Raw genomic sequence first — 16,567 nt, forward strand, 5'->3', positions numbered from 1 at the left:
TCCCCCAAACCCGCTTTGGTGAACGTGAGCTTAACTATGCTTTTGATCAACTCCATTAACTGGCCCCCACAGCCCGTTATCAACGTGGAAAACTGCATTATGTCGTCACCGACCATCAAGGTACACCACGCGAAATTTTTAGCGAAAAAGGGATTGTCAGCTGGGCAGGACGTTTAAATACGTGGGGACAAATGGCGTTTTGGCAATCCCATGATGATTATGCCGATAACGACCCCGAATATACCGAATGTCATTTTCGTTTTGCCGGACAATATGAAGATAAAGAAAGTGGCTTGTATTACAATCGCTTTCGCTACTATGATAAGGATACAGGGCAATATATTTTGCCTGATCCTATCGGATTATTAGGTGGCTTTAATCCGTTTGGGTTAAGTGGCGGTAAAGGTAATAAAGGTGACCTTTTCCAATATGATATGGTGAATAACCCAGGTCCATTAGGTGAACATCCAAGTAATATTCGTTGGACTCCTGTTGGTAATTTTGCGGGAGGAAAATATAATTCACATATATTACAAGAAGATATCATTCTCTACCGTGGAGGAAATGGTGGTGGCGGACAAAATGGCTTAGGCCAATGGTTTACAACATCACCTCCTTCGTCTGTTACTCATGTGAGAATTGATACAGCTGTTAAACCTCAGTGTCTTAATGAATCGGGTGAGCTAATAGGTAAGTCACCAATAAATGCCGTATATCAAGTAAAAATACCTAAAGGTACTGAGGTATTTGAAGGTCCGGTGGGTTACCAAGGTGGAATATATTTAGGTGGGCAAGATAAGACGCAAATTTTTATTAAAGAGCCTTGGAAAATAGATGGTGTTCAAGTATTACAAGACTGGCCTTTGAGGTAGCATATGTATTCAATTGAACAATCAGAAAAGCTTAGATCCCTGTTTTACTCACTTTGGGAAATTATGCATGATAACGGTGGAAAAAATTGGATAAAGGGTATTAAAAATATTTTAGCATTATTAACCCCACCTACATATGGTGGAGTTAATAATGCAAGCTTAGCGATTAAAGAAGCTAGAATTGCATATAGCTCCATGTTTGGTGGCTATGGTGGTTTTTCTGAATATTTTATTTGGAGAGATGACTTTAATGAAAGAATTAAAGTTAATGAGGCATTAGACAAGATTAAAAATAATATTAATCAATTACTTAATTACCAATAAAAGCTAAGTTTTTCACAAACAAGCCAGATGATCTTTCAACCTTCTGGCTTACTCATTTTTAAGAGCCGCTTAGTTTATAGTCTTTATCCACTGATATACTCCGCTATCAACTCACGCATAGTGTGTCTTATGGCGCTGAGAACGCAAAACAGCAACCAGTTTGAACGCCAAAGCGAAAAGTTTCAGTACGATAACAATCTCAGTATCACAGAGCATCAGTTTATTCCATCTGATGCACAAGGTGCGTTTTTACAACTGGCGCAACAGCAACAAAAAGGCCGTGTCACTCGCCGTATCACCGCCAAAGGTTATCAAGACTATCACTACGATATTAATGGTCGATTAACGCAAAAAGTGGTTCATCAACACGGTTTTCGAGCAAAAACGTGGTATTACCAATGGAATACGCTTAACCAACTTATCGCCTGTTTTAATCCAGAAGGGGAATGTTGGCGTTATACTTACGATGCTTTTGGCAGAAGGCTTAGTAAAAGCAAGGTAGTCGATAATCGCCCTATTTCACCGCCCAATTCCCCCTTTAAAAATAAACGTGTTCAGCGTGTTGATTACCTGTGGTCTGGCGACCAGATGGTGCAAGAAACCCCGATTTATGCGGATGGCACACCCGCTTATGACGCTCAAATCCAGTGGCTCTATCAACCCGGTAAAATTACTCCCACTGCCCGTTATCAACGTGGAAAACTGCATTATGTCGTCACTGACCATCAAGGCACGCCACGAGAAATCTTTAGTGAAAAAGGGATTGTCAGCTGGGCTGGAAGGTTAAATACCTGGGGGCAAATGGTGTTTTGGCAATCTCATGATGATTATGCCAATAACGACCCGGAATATACCGAATGTCATTTTCGTTTTGCCGGACAATATGAAGATAAAGAAAGTGGCTTGTATTACAATCGCTTTCGCTACTATGATAAGGACACCGGGCAATATATTTCACCAGACCCCATAGGATTATTAGGTGGCTTTAATCCGTATGGGTATGTGCATTGTCCAACGGGTTGGGTAGATCCGTTTGGGTTGGCGGGTAGTCCTTATATTTTTGATTCAAAACAATTACAAAAGAATTTTAAACATGCCATTAATCTTGGTGTTACAGATAATACTAATAAGATAAATATAGCCAAATTTGAAATTGCGATGAAAAATCATATGAGCTTATCTAGCACAATAAAAATAAAGAGACAATATAGATGGGTTCAAGATGTTTATCATTATTTTAATCTAGAAACTAATCTTAATGTTATGATCGATATGGATGGGAGTTTTATATCTAGATGGAAATTATCAGAAAAACAAACAACTGATTTATTGGAGAAAGGAAATGTGTTCTAAAAAAGTTACAACTGAATTATTAGAACTAATTGATAATTTAATCTCTGGTAACATATCAGCAACTAAGTTTGAAGATAATTATATTGTTATGTGGAGAATTTATAGAGACTTTAATGCTCAAAATGAAATTGATAATAATACAAAAATATATATTGATCGTGTTTTTACAGCTGTTGATCTTTATTGTTCAGATCCAGAAATCAGAGATGAATATGATTTTGATGAAGATAACTTATTAGAAGAAATTATTAAGATAAAAAACGGATGGGAACTACTAAAAAATAATAAATAATAATTATACAAAATAGATTGAGGTTATTATTTGAATTATCTACATTAACATATAAACAATATAGATATACCAATTCATTACATCCATCTTTCTCTAGTGTACATATAAAGCTGCTGGTATAGAACACACTTTAAGTGGCAAAATTTACTATAAGCTCAATATCATCAGGAGCAATATATGCGCCCTATCAATGAAACCCGTTGGGATTATGACTTACGCCATAATTTAATCACCACACAATAAGAAACAGTACCTTATGGTTGGAAGTATTATTAATATGATATTTATGGTAGGACGATTGAGAAACGCACCGATACTGGCTCTTGGACTTATTCCTATAATGCTGAGCACCGTTTAAAAACCGTACTTCATCATCCTGTTAATCCAGAAGAAAAACGGTATTTTGTCCAATTTGATTACGATCCATTAGGGCGTCGTTTACATAAAACTGTCGAATATCTTCCTGCGCTACAACTACCACAAGCACAACAACGTTTACCTTTAAAAGCACACACTTGTGGTACAACTACCTTTTTATGGGAAGGCTTGCGATTATTAAGCGAATATCGACACGGCATTGACATGCTCTATATCTATGAAGATGTGGGCAGTTACTCTCCCTTAGCGCGCGTTGATACATTAAAAAATAAACAAACTGTTTTTTATTTTCATTGTCAGCCTAATGGCTCACCTGATGCATTAGTTGATGGTAACGGTGATATTCAATGGCAAGCCCGCTTCACCTCTTGGGGTAAAACAGAAATTGAATTAGGGGAGTTTCATTATTATCCCCAAAATCGTGATCAAAACTTACGTTTTCAGGGGCAATATCTCGATAGAGACAAATTTGTCGGGAACAAATTTGAACAGCATTTACGCTGGCCCGTAGGGCGAGTATCAGGATGATACGAGTATTCAGGTTTACACTATAATACCTTTCGCTATTATGATCCTGATATTGGTCGATTTACCCAGCATGACCCGATAGGGTTAGCTGGTGGGTTAAATCTGTATCAATATGCCCCCAATGGATTAGTGTGGGTTGATCCTTGGGGATTATTAAAAGAAGGTGAAGTTGCTGGATATGGTTCTAAACTTCATGCCCGAGATGGACTAGAGGCTCATGAGATAATTAGAAATAAATATTTCCAAATCTCAGGTATTGGTACAGGAAGAAGAGTTAAAGGAAATCCATCAATAGCATTAACACCTGAACACCATGATTGGGTTCATGCGGCTGAAAATACATTACGTAAAGCTATGAAATTAGGTGTAAATGATATGCTTAGTTCAGCTAGATTAGAAATAAAACTAATGTCTAAAGCTATACAACTATCACTTATTGATACCAATATAATTTCACAACAACAATTGAGAACAGCAAGAAGATATGCAAAATCCTTTGCAAAATCTAAAGGTTGTTATTAAATAAGGTATATCTAATGGGATTTAATAAAATTACTATAGACAGTGTAGATCATAAAATAGGCTATATTGGTGGTGGAGCATACCTAGAAAATATAGCAGATTGGCCTATGGATAATAATAAACGACCAATGTTTCCTTTTATTAGCTTGGAAAAAAAATTTTTTCCAACAAATGCTTTTCCAGATCATATGATGATAACTGTATTTTTACCTTTACCTAAAAAAAATATATTTTCCATAAATTACTTTAGAGATATTTCTTTAAATCTAAATATTGATAATATTGATATAAAAAAATTAAGTGCTAAAGTATTAATTCATCGGAAGGGAACTAATGAATTGATTATCCCTAATGAATTTGCTTTACCTAAAGGATTTATTAATTTGAAAAGCTTATCAAGCGATGAACTCAAAGAAGAAATAGAAGATGAAATAAATGGTATTGAAATTTCCAAACAATTTGGAAGACCAGCTTGGTTACAAGATCAAATAAATATAAATTCCAGATATCACTTTATAACACAAATAAATGAAACGGATCTAAAAAATTTCAATAAAGCATATGAAAATATATTTAACGATGGTATGGGATATATTTTCTTAGATTATAAAATAAAGAACACAAATAAGACATCTAATGCTGGTTTTTTCTTCATACAATATTTATAAGCTTTAATAATCAGCTGGTTATTTTTATAACTAGCTGATTTAAATCGGGAACATGATATTTATTTATAAAAAATAAAATAGATGATATCTCTTATCTAAACAGCTTAAATATATCTATATTTCACATTAAAATTTACAAAAAATAAATATTAGCATTATTCCTATTATACAAAATACTGTTTGAAACACCGTACTTCATCATTCTCTCTGCAACTACCACAAGCACAACAACGTTTGCCTTTAAAAGCACACACTTGTGGTACGACTACCTTTTTATGGGAAGGCTTGCGATTATTAAGCGAATATCGACACGGCATTGACATGCTCTATATCTATGAAGATGTGGGCAGTTACTCTCCCTTAGCGCGCGTTAATGCCTTAAAAAATAAACAAACTGTTTTTTATTTTCATTGTCAGCCTAATGGTTTACCTGATGCGTTAGTTGATGGTAACGGTGATATTCAATGGCAAGCTCGCTTCACCTCTTGGGGTAAAACAGAAATTGAATTAGGGGAGTTTCATTATTATCCCCAAAATCGTGATCAAAACTTACGTTTTCAGGGGCAATATCTCGATAGAGACAAATTTGTCGGGAACAAATTTGAACAGCATTTACGCTGGCCCGTAGGGCGAGTATCAGGATGATACGAGTATTCAGGTTTACACTATAATATCTTTCGCTATTATGATCCTGATATTGGTCGATTTACCCAGCATGACCCTATTGGGTTAGCTGGTGGGTTAAATCTGTATCAATATGCACCCAATGGATTAGTGTGGGTTGATCCTTGGGGTTGGGAAAAATGCCGTTTATCTAAAGAAGATCTAGAAAAACTAGGGTCCGCACCTGACGGAATGAAAAACCCACATAGACACCATAAGTTAGAGAGAATGCACCTTCAAATTGGTCTAAAAAAATCGAGATTATATACTCCAAGCACAAGATGTTCTTAAATACTATGGCATTGATCTAAATACAGATTTAAGAAATTTCACTTGGGCTAGAAATGGTGGTGGTGCTCATACAATAAAAGCGGCACAACATGTTCACGAAAAAATAATAACTGCGGCACCTCAAGGAAAAAATGCTGTAGAGGAAGCTTTAAATGATTTAGGGAAAGAAATGATAAAAGGTAAGTTTTATGAAAGAAAATAACATAGATATATATAAAATAATAAAAGACGAGAATGTAGAAAAACTATCAGAATATCTAAAAGATTTAAACTTATCTGAGATTAAATTTGATAAATCACTATTACATAGATTTTCAGAAGAAGGTAAATATTTATTATGTGACTTCATAATAAATAAAGGTTTCAATACTAATGTGATAGATAGTAGCTATCTAACACCTCTTGTTGAGGTCGCATTTGAAGGATATATAAATATATTAACTCTTTTGCTTAATAATAAAGCATGGATTGATGGAGATCCTCGAGGGATCACTACACCATTAATTGAGGCATCATGTGGTGGTCATTTAGACATTGTCAAATTACTTATCAAATCAGGCGCAGAGATTAACCGCTTACAGATGAATTTTAATCGTACTGCTTTAGATCTCGCTATATCCTATGGGCATACCGATGTTGCTCAATATTTACAATCGATAGGAGGACGAAAAGCATTCGAAGAAATGCAAGCTGGCGTCATTGAAGGCGATGGTATTCTCTCCCATATTTATAAAAATGTTGGCCCTATTCTAACTGATGAATATTCTTCTGATAATATTAGGTTAATGACATCATGGGTAAGAAATGGTAATTACCATAAATTATTTTTTACCTTCGGCAATTTTAAAAGATTACCTCACACTGAATTTTTAATCTGCTTGCCTTATAATTGGCCAATTAATCGGGCAATACTCCAAAGTAATTACAAAGATAATTTCCCAATGAAGTTACTTTTCTCACTCTCTGAATATTATAAAAAAAGTGAAATCATTAAAGAAGGTTTCATTTTAGATAAAAATGACGAGCAATGGAAACACCTTCATTGGCCTGATGAAATCGATGCACTCGTTACCGTTGATTATTCCTTCGATCATCAAGAAAAAGAAATATCTATTCCTGAAGATGAAGAGGTTAATTTATTACTATTAATCCCAATGAAATATACTAAAACAGGAAAACCAGATGGGGACAAATTAGAAAAATGGCTAAAGAGAAAAAGAACAGCATCATGGAAAAGTATTTCATTTAAAAATGATTGGCTCTCAGATAAATAATTTATTTTTTATTTATAAAATAGGCATTGTATTAACAATGCCTTTATAATAATTAATCAAGATATACAATAAAAACCAAAAAGTATTATAATAAAAAAGTGAGTGTTAATATTCTATCTGCAATATTCATAATTCAATAACTAAATAAAAATAAATACACTAATATCCTCTTTCTTCATTTTTAGATCCTCCCTTTAAAGATAAACGTGTTCAGCGTGTTGATTACCTATGGTCTGACGACCAAATGGTGCAGGAAACTCCGATTTATGCCGACGGCACACCGGCTTATGATCCGCAAATTCAGTGGCTTTATCAACCCGGCGAAATTACTCCAACAGCCCGTTATTAACGTGGAAAACTGCATTATGTCATCACCGACCATCAAGGTACACCGCGCGAAATCTTTAGCGAAAAAGGGATTGTTAGCTGGGCAGGACGGTTAAATACCTGGGGACAAATGGCATTTTGGCAATCTCACGATGATTATGCCGATAATGACCCTGAATATACCGAATGCCATTTTCGTTTTGCAGGTCAATATGAAGATAAAGAAAGTGGCTTGTATTACAATCGCTTTCGCTACTATGATAAGGACACCGGGCAATATATTTCACCTGACCCCATCGGATTATTAGGTGGCTTTAATCCGTATGGGTATGTGTATTGTCTAACTGGTTGGATAGGTCCGTTTGGGTTGGCGGGTTGTCCAATTAGAGAAGTAATAGCTAACAAATTAGCAATGAGTGGTCAATTTAAAGCTATTTATTTAAATAGATCATATTCTTTTGCTTTAGGAAAAAGAATATCTGCAAGACGCCCCGATGTTATGGCTATTGATATACACGATAAAATTCATGCCATAGAATTAGCTTTCAAAACAGACATAGGAACAAAGTTACCATTGCTTACATCACGAAATCATGAGGTAATAAGTAAGTTACCAAATAAAAAACAAGGGGAAATCCTTATTCTTGAGCATGAATATAAGCATAAAGATATAAAAGAGATATTAGATAAATTAATTCTGGATATATTAAGAAATAATAATTAGGAGAAAAAATGTACTCAGGAATCGCTTTATACAATACTGAAAAATTGAATTCAAAAAATGCTCTTGATTTAGCTGAAACCTTTTTTAAAATTTTCAATCTAATAATAACATCAGCAGGATATTACAAAAAGATAGAATATGGTGCATATAAAGGTGAGCATGATATAGTTATGGGTTCACTTTCAGATTTAAAGAAAAAAATAGAAGAAAACAATACTATTTCATTTAGAATATATTCAGAAAAAAACGATATAAAACCATGGCATGCTTCTTTTGGTTATACAACAGAGCAACTTCTAGGGTTTTCTTATATTGATATCCAATACCCATCTATATGCAATGAATCCAAACTCATTACTAAATATATTAACTCATTCGACCCTAATATAACTTTTTCATATGGAATTAATTATTCTTGTGAAAAGGTTACTACAGCATTTTACTATGCAACAGATACTAATTTATCAAGCATATATCTTTATGAAAAAACGTCATTATTTGAAGAGGAATGTCCTGGTAGATTTAAAGGAAAAGCTAGATACAAAGCCTCTATGTTAAGAATGGCCTATCCAGCTAATATTATTAACTCAAATCACCTTTATATTATTATTAATAATATAACTTTAAAAGAATGGATTTTCAATAATAAAAAAAATGGTTCTATAATAAAAATGAAGAATAATATGTGGTTATGGTTAGTTGATAGTAATCAAATTGACAGAATTAATAAAACTCTTGGTGAAACTGGAGTTTTAATATCATGGTCACCACTGCATTTAGAAAAGAAAAAACGAAAATTACCATAACTATAACTATAACTATAACTATAACTATAACTATAACTATTTAAAAGTATGTTATTTTAATTTTAAAAGAATATAAATTAACTATCATAAATTATGGTTATTCCTATAAACACTATAAAAAACCTAATCAATATATTATTATTAGCAGGCTTTAATCCGTATGGGTATATGCATTGTCTGGTAGGATTTATTGATCTGTTTGGGTTGGCAAAATGTCCTTATGCAAAATTGGCATCAAAGCTCCAAAAAAGGGAAAATTAGGAAAAAGCACCTAAGATCGCCCCAAAAAAAGTATTTCCTAAAGGTTATCGCGGTAGATTGTCTGAAGAATGAGTTCAAAATATCGTTAAGAAGCCCGATGGAGTTTATGTCTCTAGTAGTGGAAATAATAATACTATTTTTGCTGGTAATAAAACAGGTGCATATAAAGGTCAAGCTATAACTACTTATGGCCCATTGAGTCCGAAAGGCTACAGTGGTACTGCTATTCATGGAGGTTCACCGAATGATCCGAGCTTACCAATTACAAGTAATATGATTATTAATGGAAAGATTTCTAAACCTGATGGTGTTTTTTTACCTGTGGCACATCCTGTAAGCCTAGGAGGATAATTCAATGGATGATATTCGTTGGGATTTATCTGGGTTCAATGTCTTTATGACAAACCAATATACTACTATATATGATTTGGAGGAGGATACTGATTCATTATATGGTAGTAGTAATTTCAGTGAATTAGATTCATTGGATTGGTTTTTGCTTAATAAAATTGATAATAAATTATCATTTTTATTGCTCAGTATTCCATCATTATTTTTTAACAACGAACCAAAATTTAAATTTTTTGATATTGAAAAATTAAAAAAAATAGAATTGATTGATTGTATTGATCATTTTATTGATAATATTGTAATGCAAGAAAAGTCTTTTTTTTCGATAAAAAAAAATCAATTAATCGTATCATCTGATTTTTTATCTGTTTGTTATAAAGTAAAAATATCTGATAATTTTTATTTTCTATTAAATTCTTCTCGTAATTATATTGGTTTTTTATTAATTAATGCAATTGAAAATATAGTTGGTTTTTCTAATTCAAATAGTTGTCTATTTTTCAATGAGTGTTTAATAAGGATGCTTGATTTATGTACTGACGAAGTCTATGATGCAATGGATGATCAAGATGAAAAATACTTGTTAATGCTCAATGAATTGGAAAAAGATTGTCTCCGCGAACAAAGTAAAGATGCTAGATTTTCTGAAATTCTTATGTTCATAAAAAATGCTAAATTCACTTTTTATGATATTGTTGTGGATGAAATCACTAGATAAAAAATAGATATAATTGTCCGTCTAATTAACCTTGCCGGACAATTTATTATTCTGCTTTTATCCCACATTATAATCTCCAATCAGTTCCCGCATTTCGAAGCTTAATTTCACTGAGCTGGTCTTGCTGGAAGAGGTCGGTTTTTTTACCCTTAGGGGTATAGCCCACGGTGCAGTACACCTCGTTTTTCGGGGGCTTTATTTCAAGTCATAATTTTTTAATGCCCTCCTGTTTTCTCTTTTTCTTACATGATCGCGATATTTAATACATAGACGATCACATCATGATTTTCTACTATTCCCCCTTAGCGGATTACAACGACTAATTCACTACAGCATGGCGAAGGCAAAACTACGCACTATCGTTACGGTCCTTTTTATTTATTGCTCGCCACAATACACCCTGATGGGACGGAAATTCGTTTTGAATATGACTCACCCACTCGACCCCAAAAGTGGTTCATCAACACGATTTTCGAGCAAAAACATGGTATTACCAATGGAGTTCGCTTAATCAATTCATTGCCTGTTTTAATCCTGAAGGGGAATGCTGGCGTTACACTTACGATGCTTTTGGGCGACGCCTCAGTAAAAGTAAGGTGTTCGATAATCGCCCTACACCACCCAATTCGCCCTTTAAAGATAAACAAATTCAACATGTCGATTACCTTTGGTCTGGTGACCAGATGGTGCAGGAAACTCCGATTTATGTCGATGGCACACCGGCTTATGATCCGCAAATTTAGTGGCTCTACCAGCCCAATGAAATCACTCCCACAGCCCGTTATCAATGCGGAAAATTGCATTATATCGTCATTGACCATCAAGGTACGCCACGCGAAATCTTTAGCGAAAAAGGCATTGTTAGCTGGGCAGGTCGATTAAATACCTGGGGACAAATGGCCTTTTGGCAATCACATGATGATTATGCCGATAATGACCCTGAATATACCGAATGCCATTTTCGTTTTGCGGGTCAATATGAAGATAAAGATAAAGAAAGTGGCTTGTATTACAATCGCTTTCGCTACTATGATAAGGATACAGGGCAATATATTTCACCTGACCCCATCGGATTATTAGGTGGCTTTAATCCGTATGGGTATGTGCATTGTCCAGTTGGGTGGATAGATCCGTTTGGGTTGTCTTCTAGTATCAATGATTCTGGATTCTATGTTTATGCCTTATATGGCCCTGGTGCCACTAAGCCTTATTATAAAACCTTGAAAGAAGAACAGTTGAACACAGAGATACAGGGAGACTATCAACTAGAGGAATAATGATGCCTATTGAAAATAATATTAATTATGGGCAATCTCGTGGATATGAGCAATTTTACATAGAACATTATAAAACAAAAATAGGAATAATTGGAGAAAATATATCTTTAATCAATAGAGGAAATAAATACAATTCATTTGATCATAATAGAGAAGATGATCGAGCAAAAGTCTTTAAAGAGGCTTATAAAAGTAAAATAATACAATTAGGAAAAAACTTCAAATGAATAATATTATAATTAGGAAGTGGAATAAGAAACCTCGAACTATGATTAGATTTATAAAAAACGGTGATGTATTTTGCTTTACATTTGATAAAGAAAAGTACTATTTTGGTAGAATTATATCGAAATCTATAGTAGGCCACGTAGCTGAAATACTTAACTTTATTTCTAAATCTCCATCTATTGATGAAAATAAAATAAAATCAGCAAAGAGCTTAACTCCTCCTTTTATAATTGATAGCTATCTTTTATTTGACAAAAAATATGAATCAGATTCAGATTGGCAAATTATTGGTCACCAAGAAAACTACAAACCCACAAATATGAATGATGTATATTTTTTGTATGGAGCTGAAAACTCTCGTAAGAAAATAGATATATGGGGGAATGAATATTCAATAACTGAAAAAGAATCAATGAACATTCCTATTCTAACGCCTTATTCTAGTTACCATATAAAAAAAATACTAGAAAAGCTCAATACAGAATAATTAAGTAACTATAAAGATAATAAAATATAAATACAATAAACACTTACAACTTATTCGTGTCACTAATCCTAATTCGGTGGTGGAATTTGAGTATAACGACCAAGGGCATTTATGTTATGAACGAATAAACGGACAAGAGATTAAGCACCAATGGGATGAAGAGCACGATATTCTCGCCCAAACCTACTTTGGTGAACGTGAACTTAATTATGCCTTTGGTCAAACTCCATGAACTGACCTCGCTACAAATCAATCAACATGTTCCATTAGATTATTAACGTATCAACGTGCAGTCGCGGAACGGAGCCCTTAGTAGCTCCTATGCTGATCAAATATTTATGGAAAAAGGTAATTCTGAATCGTGGAGTCATGCTCGACTACTTTTAAAATATGAAATTTGACATTTATACAGAATCTAGGAAGTTAGCTACTATTTTAGAAATACAAGGATTACATCAGTATCATGAGACCATTATTGATGCTATTGAATATAGTTCGACTGCAACTGAAATTTTAATGAAACTTCGATTTATTCTAAAAAACATAAATAACAGCATATTAGATGAAAGTGATGAAAAGTTAATTGAAAATATTCTAAGCCATATTAATCATTCATTATAATTAAGATGATCAACCATCAACTTGAACATCATGGCACTGAGTTGCTCTTTCTGTTGTTGGTTTTATACTTAATCACGCAGATATCTTCGCTGTACAGCGTCAGTATCGAACAACCGCTTAATATCTCCACTGCGAAATTTATTCCAATGCCACGTTATCAACCTGGAAAACTGCATTATGTCGTCACTGACCATCAAGGCACGCCACACGAAATCTTTAGCGAAAAAGGGATTGTTAGCTGGGCAGGACGGTTAAATACGTGGGGACAAATGGCGTTTTGGCAATCTCATGATAATTATGCCGATAACAATCCTGAATACACTGAATGTCATTTTCGGTTTGCCGGACAATATGAAGATAAAGAAAGTGGCTTGTATTATAATCGCTTTCGCTACTATGATAAGGATACCGGGCAATATATTTCACCTGACCCTATCGGGTTATTAGATAGCTTTAATCTATATAGGTATGAGCATTGTTTAACGGGATAGGTCGATCTGTTTGGATTGACTCCCTTCCCTATTAGATAAGTAAATGGCACAAAAATATGTGGTAAAGGGATCTCGATAAGGCGACCCGATGTTATGGCTATAAATATACAATTCATGCAATAGAATTAACTTTCAAAACACACATGGGAACAAAACTACCATTGCTTACATCACTAAATCATGAGGTAATAAGTAAGTTACCAACTAAACACCAAAAGAAATTTTTTCTTAAGCATAAAAATATTAGATAATTAATTTTTGATATATAAAAATATAATTATCAGGATAAAAAACGTACTCAAGGATAGCTTTATACAATACTGAAAATTAGACTCAAAAAATGCTTTTAATTTAGCTTAATTTTTTCAAAACATTTAATATAAAAATAACATCAGTAGGATATTATAAAGAAATAAAATCTAGCATATATAAAGATGGGCATGATATAGTTGTGACAACTCTTTCAGATTTAAAAGAACAAATAGAATAATATAACTCCATTTCTAATATATTCAGAGAAAAAAGACATAAAACCGTGGTGCGCATCTTTTGGTTATACAACAGAACAATTCCTAGGTTTTTCTTATATTGATATACAATACCCATCTGTATACAATGAATCCAATCTCATTGCTAAATATATTAATTCGTTCAGCACTAAGATAAATTTTTCATATGTAATTTCCTATTATTGTGAGAAAGTTAGCACAGCATTTTATTATGCTACAGGTACTAACTTATCAAGCATATATCCTTATGAAAAAACTTCATTATTTGAAGAGGAATATCCTAACAGGTTCAAAGGAAAGACTAGATATAAAGCATCTATGTTAAGAATAATCTATCCTGTTAACATTCTTAATTTTAGCCACCTTAAATTATAGTTAATTACATCAGATTTATAAAAAAACAGCCAATAAGTTCTTTTCAATCCTATTAGGACATTGGGATTTTAATTCATATGGATATGTGCATTATCTGGTAGATTGGATGGATCCGCTTGAGTTGACTATTTTTCCAAAAAGGTATGCACAATATAGGGAGTTTAGAAAACAAGAAAATAGCGTATTAAAAACAGGTATATCAATAAAAGAGACCTTAGCTGAACTAGGTGAGCTATTCGTAAAGGAAAAAATATTATAGTGTGAGAGGATTTTTATGGACTTTAAAAAATTAGAAACTGATATAGTTTTTAGTATTACAAATACTATAAATCATATAAAAAAACAAAGTTATTGGGATAATATCAACTCATTTTGTTTATATACAGATGAAAGTTTTATATCTATTTCTTTATTATTTAATACAAATACATATTTTGAAGAAAAAAAAGATGATACGTATCCTCTAACCAACAAATACAGCCCAGCCGAATGGTTTAGTGAAACAATATCTAAAGATGATGATGAATATTTATATAATAATGTTGCTTTTTCTTCCGTGTCATCAATGATGATGAAATTTTCTTTAAGTGATGAGCACGAAGAGGATAACGATAAAAATAATATTGCTAAAGTATGTATAAACGCAATGAAGTTTTGTATTAAAAACAACCTATTTCAAAAGCCAGAATCAACTATATACTTATTTATGTTAAGTGATGGCTATGGTGAAGAAGAGTTATTGAATTGGAATAAAGATTTAAATATACAAGCTATCCAAAAAGAAATTTTAAAATGGATTAATGAAGAGTTATGACAATTAAACATTAACATTTAAACCAAAAATTAAAGGTTGGTGATTTAATACCTCCTCATGCAAATATTGTGATACATTACTAAGAATTAATATTATTGATTCTATACAATTTTATTATTTACACATTGAAAATGGGCCAACATTTTTAGTCCCAAAATAAAACAAATGTTATTTTCGTTTTGCCTAGCAATATAAAGAAGCTTTTGGCCATGCATCTGATGTCATAATTTGCAATTAATTTGACTGGTATAGCTAAAAGGAAGGCGTTAATCCCTTCAAAATTATCCAACTAAAACAGAATTTGATAGAGATGAGTTTACTATGGCTATGTATAAATAAGGAGGAAAAGGAAGCTAGTGTAAAGTATATTAGTATTAATGATTAATAGAGGCTCAATTCAACTATATTTCATTGATTATCCTCTCATTCTGATGGAAAATGATAAAAATTGTTGTTGAATAAAGAGAGAGTAATATGAATTTAAATAGCTTAATAAAGAAACTAAATGAAGATGATAATTACATAAACTTATTATCACAGAATGAAAGAAAAACAAAGAAAAGTTATTTAGAAAATATTGTAAAAATGGCTTATAATCTATATTTCAAAGACAATGAGAAATACAAAAATTTGTTAAATTTATTATGTGAAGTTGATTTTGAAAATAACTACAACTATTGGACTTGGATTGAATATGCTCTGCTATTAAAAATATATGATAACGAAATGAAAGGTAATATTAATAGCATCTACATTGAAAAAATAAATCACGCCATTAACAGTGGAAGTGAACTAGAAGTTTCTGTTAGAAAAAATGTAATAGAAAGAATAAAATTAAGCTCATTTGAAGACATCTCAAATAAAATTAAAGATATTTCAATTGAAAATCTAATGAGGCTATTAAAAATACGTTTTTTCTCACTTAATGAAAGATCTAAAGTAGATTTAATAATCTCCTCTATAAGATTAAATATGTTATAAATTTAAATAATTGAACCCCTGCAAATAAAAGCTAACTTGATGAGCTTAGAAATATATTCCATAATTATGTCAGTTTTAAAAGGGGAATTTTTAATATATTTATTAAAAAATAAAAATCCATCAGAAACGCTAAATGAGTTTGAAATTAATATATCTGAAGATAGGATAATTATATAGAGTCATATATAAATTATGAATTAGAAAACACTATGGACACTAGTATTTATGATATTTCTGACTTCAAAAACAAAGAGTCATTGAACAAAATTAAAAAAGATATAATTTCAACATTATAATTATTATACGTATAAAAAACTATTGCCTCTACCTTGTTTAAGACTAGAAAATAGACACTTTATACCTGAAGAACTATCATAGATTGGAATTGATATTAAAAACTTTAATACTTAATAAGTATAACGAGCTAATAAA

The 16,567-nt window shown here is 32.4% G+C and carries 16 protein-coding genes and 4 pseudogenes; all 20 read left to right on the forward strand.

Features of this window, described 5'->3' with window-relative positions:
- Positions 1-59: 59 nt before the first annotated feature.
- A pseudogene (locus LG402_RS22390) lies at positions 60-389 on the forward strand (RHS repeat-associated core domain-containing protein); the annotation flags it as partial.
- Positions 390-875: 486 nt separating this feature from the next.
- Complete coding sequence (locus tag LG402_RS15660; RefSeq protein WP_227335901.1) at positions 876-1,196, forward strand: hypothetical protein; 321 nt, start codon at positions 876-878, stop codon at positions 1,194-1,196.
- A gap of 129 nt (positions 1,197-1,325) precedes the next feature.
- Positions 1,326-2,549, forward strand: a complete 1,224-nt coding sequence (locus tag LG402_RS15665; protein ID WP_227335902.1) for an RHS repeat domain-containing protein — start codon at positions 1,326-1,328, stop codon at positions 2,547-2,549.
- Positions 2,539-2,841 carry a colicin immunity domain-containing protein gene (locus LG402_RS15670; RefSeq protein WP_210814040.1) on the forward strand — a complete coding sequence of 101 codons (303 nt, stop codon included), beginning with the start codon at positions 2,539-2,541 and terminating at the stop codon, positions 2,839-2,841. Before LG402_RS15665 ends, LG402_RS15670 begins: the two co-directional genes overlap by 11 nt.
- Positions 2,842-3,507: 666 nt before the next feature.
- Positions 3,508-3,906 (forward strand): annotated as a pseudogene (locus tag LG402_RS22395) (RHS repeat-associated core domain-containing protein); the annotation flags it as partial.
- Positions 3,907-4,283: 377 nt separating this feature from the next.
- Positions 4,284-4,937 carry a hypothetical protein gene (locus LG402_RS15685; protein ID WP_227335904.1) on the forward strand — a complete coding sequence of 218 codons (654 nt, stop codon included), beginning with the start codon at positions 4,284-4,286 and terminating at the stop codon, positions 4,935-4,937.
- Between the two features lie 408 nt (positions 4,938-5,345).
- Positions 5,346-5,744, forward strand: a pseudogene (locus LG402_RS22400) (RHS repeat domain-containing protein); the annotation flags it as partial.
- A 335-nt stretch (positions 5,745-6,079) separates the two neighbouring features.
- Complete coding sequence (locus LG402_RS15700) at positions 6,080-7,165, forward strand: ankyrin repeat domain-containing protein (protein WP_227335906.1); 1,086 nt, start codon at positions 6,080-6,082, stop codon at positions 7,163-7,165.
- A gap of 223 nt (positions 7,166-7,388) precedes the next feature.
- Positions 7,389-8,216, forward strand: a pseudogene (locus LG402_RS15705) (RHS repeat domain-containing protein); the annotation flags it as partial.
- 8 nt (positions 8,217-8,224) lie between these two features.
- A complete protein-coding gene (locus LG402_RS15710) occupies positions 8,225-9,022 on the forward strand; it encodes a hypothetical protein (protein ID WP_166540391.1) in 798 nt (265 codons plus the stop codon).
- A gap of 616 nt (positions 9,023-9,638) precedes the next feature.
- Positions 9,639-10,352: a hypothetical protein gene (locus tag LG402_RS15715; RefSeq protein WP_166540390.1), complete on the forward strand. Its 714-nt coding sequence runs from the start codon at positions 9,639-9,641 to the stop codon at positions 10,350-10,352.
- Between the two features lie 452 nt (positions 10,353-10,804).
- On the forward strand, positions 10,805-11,095 hold the full coding sequence (locus LG402_RS15720; RefSeq protein ID WP_227335907.1) for an RHS repeat domain-containing protein: 291 nt from the start codon (positions 10,805-10,807) through the stop codon (positions 11,093-11,095).
- Positions 11,096-11,149: 54 nt separating this feature from the next.
- The gene (locus tag LG402_RS15725; protein ID WP_227335908.1) at positions 11,150-11,629 is read left to right on the forward strand and encodes an RHS repeat-associated core domain-containing protein; all 480 of its coding nucleotides are present in this window, start codon (positions 11,150-11,152) and stop codon (positions 11,627-11,629) included.
- 2 nt (positions 11,630-11,631) lie between these two features.
- Positions 11,632-11,856, forward strand: coding sequence for a hypothetical protein (locus tag LG402_RS15730; RefSeq protein WP_227335909.1), 225 nt, complete (start codon positions 11,632-11,634; stop codon positions 11,854-11,856).
- Positions 11,853-12,344 carry an Imm26 family immunity protein gene (locus LG402_RS15735; protein WP_166540388.1) on the forward strand — a complete coding sequence of 164 codons (492 nt, stop codon included), beginning with the start codon at positions 11,853-11,855 and terminating at the stop codon, positions 12,342-12,344. Before LG402_RS15730 ends, LG402_RS15735 begins: the two co-directional genes overlap by 4 nt.
- A gap of 79 nt (positions 12,345-12,423) precedes the next feature.
- Positions 12,424-12,576 carry a hypothetical protein gene (locus LG402_RS15740; protein WP_264484593.1) on the forward strand — a complete coding sequence of 51 codons (153 nt, stop codon included), beginning with the start codon at positions 12,424-12,426 and terminating at the stop codon, positions 12,574-12,576.
- 394 nt (positions 12,577-12,970) lie between these two features.
- A complete protein-coding gene (locus tag LG402_RS15745; RefSeq protein WP_227335910.1) occupies positions 12,971-13,456 on the forward strand; it encodes an RHS repeat domain-containing protein in 486 nt (161 codons plus the stop codon).
- Between the two features lie 990 nt (positions 13,457-14,446).
- Complete coding sequence (locus tag LG402_RS15750; protein ID WP_227335911.1) at positions 14,447-14,599, forward strand: hypothetical protein; 153 nt, start codon at positions 14,447-14,449, stop codon at positions 14,597-14,599.
- Positions 14,600-14,614: 15 nt separating this feature from the next.
- Positions 14,615-15,154 carry a DUF4303 domain-containing protein gene (locus LG402_RS15755; protein WP_227335912.1) on the forward strand — a complete coding sequence of 180 codons (540 nt, stop codon included), beginning with the start codon at positions 14,615-14,617 and terminating at the stop codon, positions 15,152-15,154.
- A 474-nt stretch (positions 15,155-15,628) separates the two neighbouring features.
- Positions 15,629-16,135, forward strand: a complete 507-nt coding sequence (locus LG402_RS15760) for a DUF6707 family protein (RefSeq protein ID WP_227335913.1) — start codon at positions 15,629-15,631, stop codon at positions 16,133-16,135.
- The last annotated feature ends 432 nt before the right edge of the window (positions 16,136-16,567 follow it).

This window comes from Proteus sp. NMG38-2, assembly GCF_020640995.1.
Classification (GTDB): Bacteria; Pseudomonadota; Gammaproteobacteria; order Enterobacterales; family Enterobacteriaceae; genus Proteus.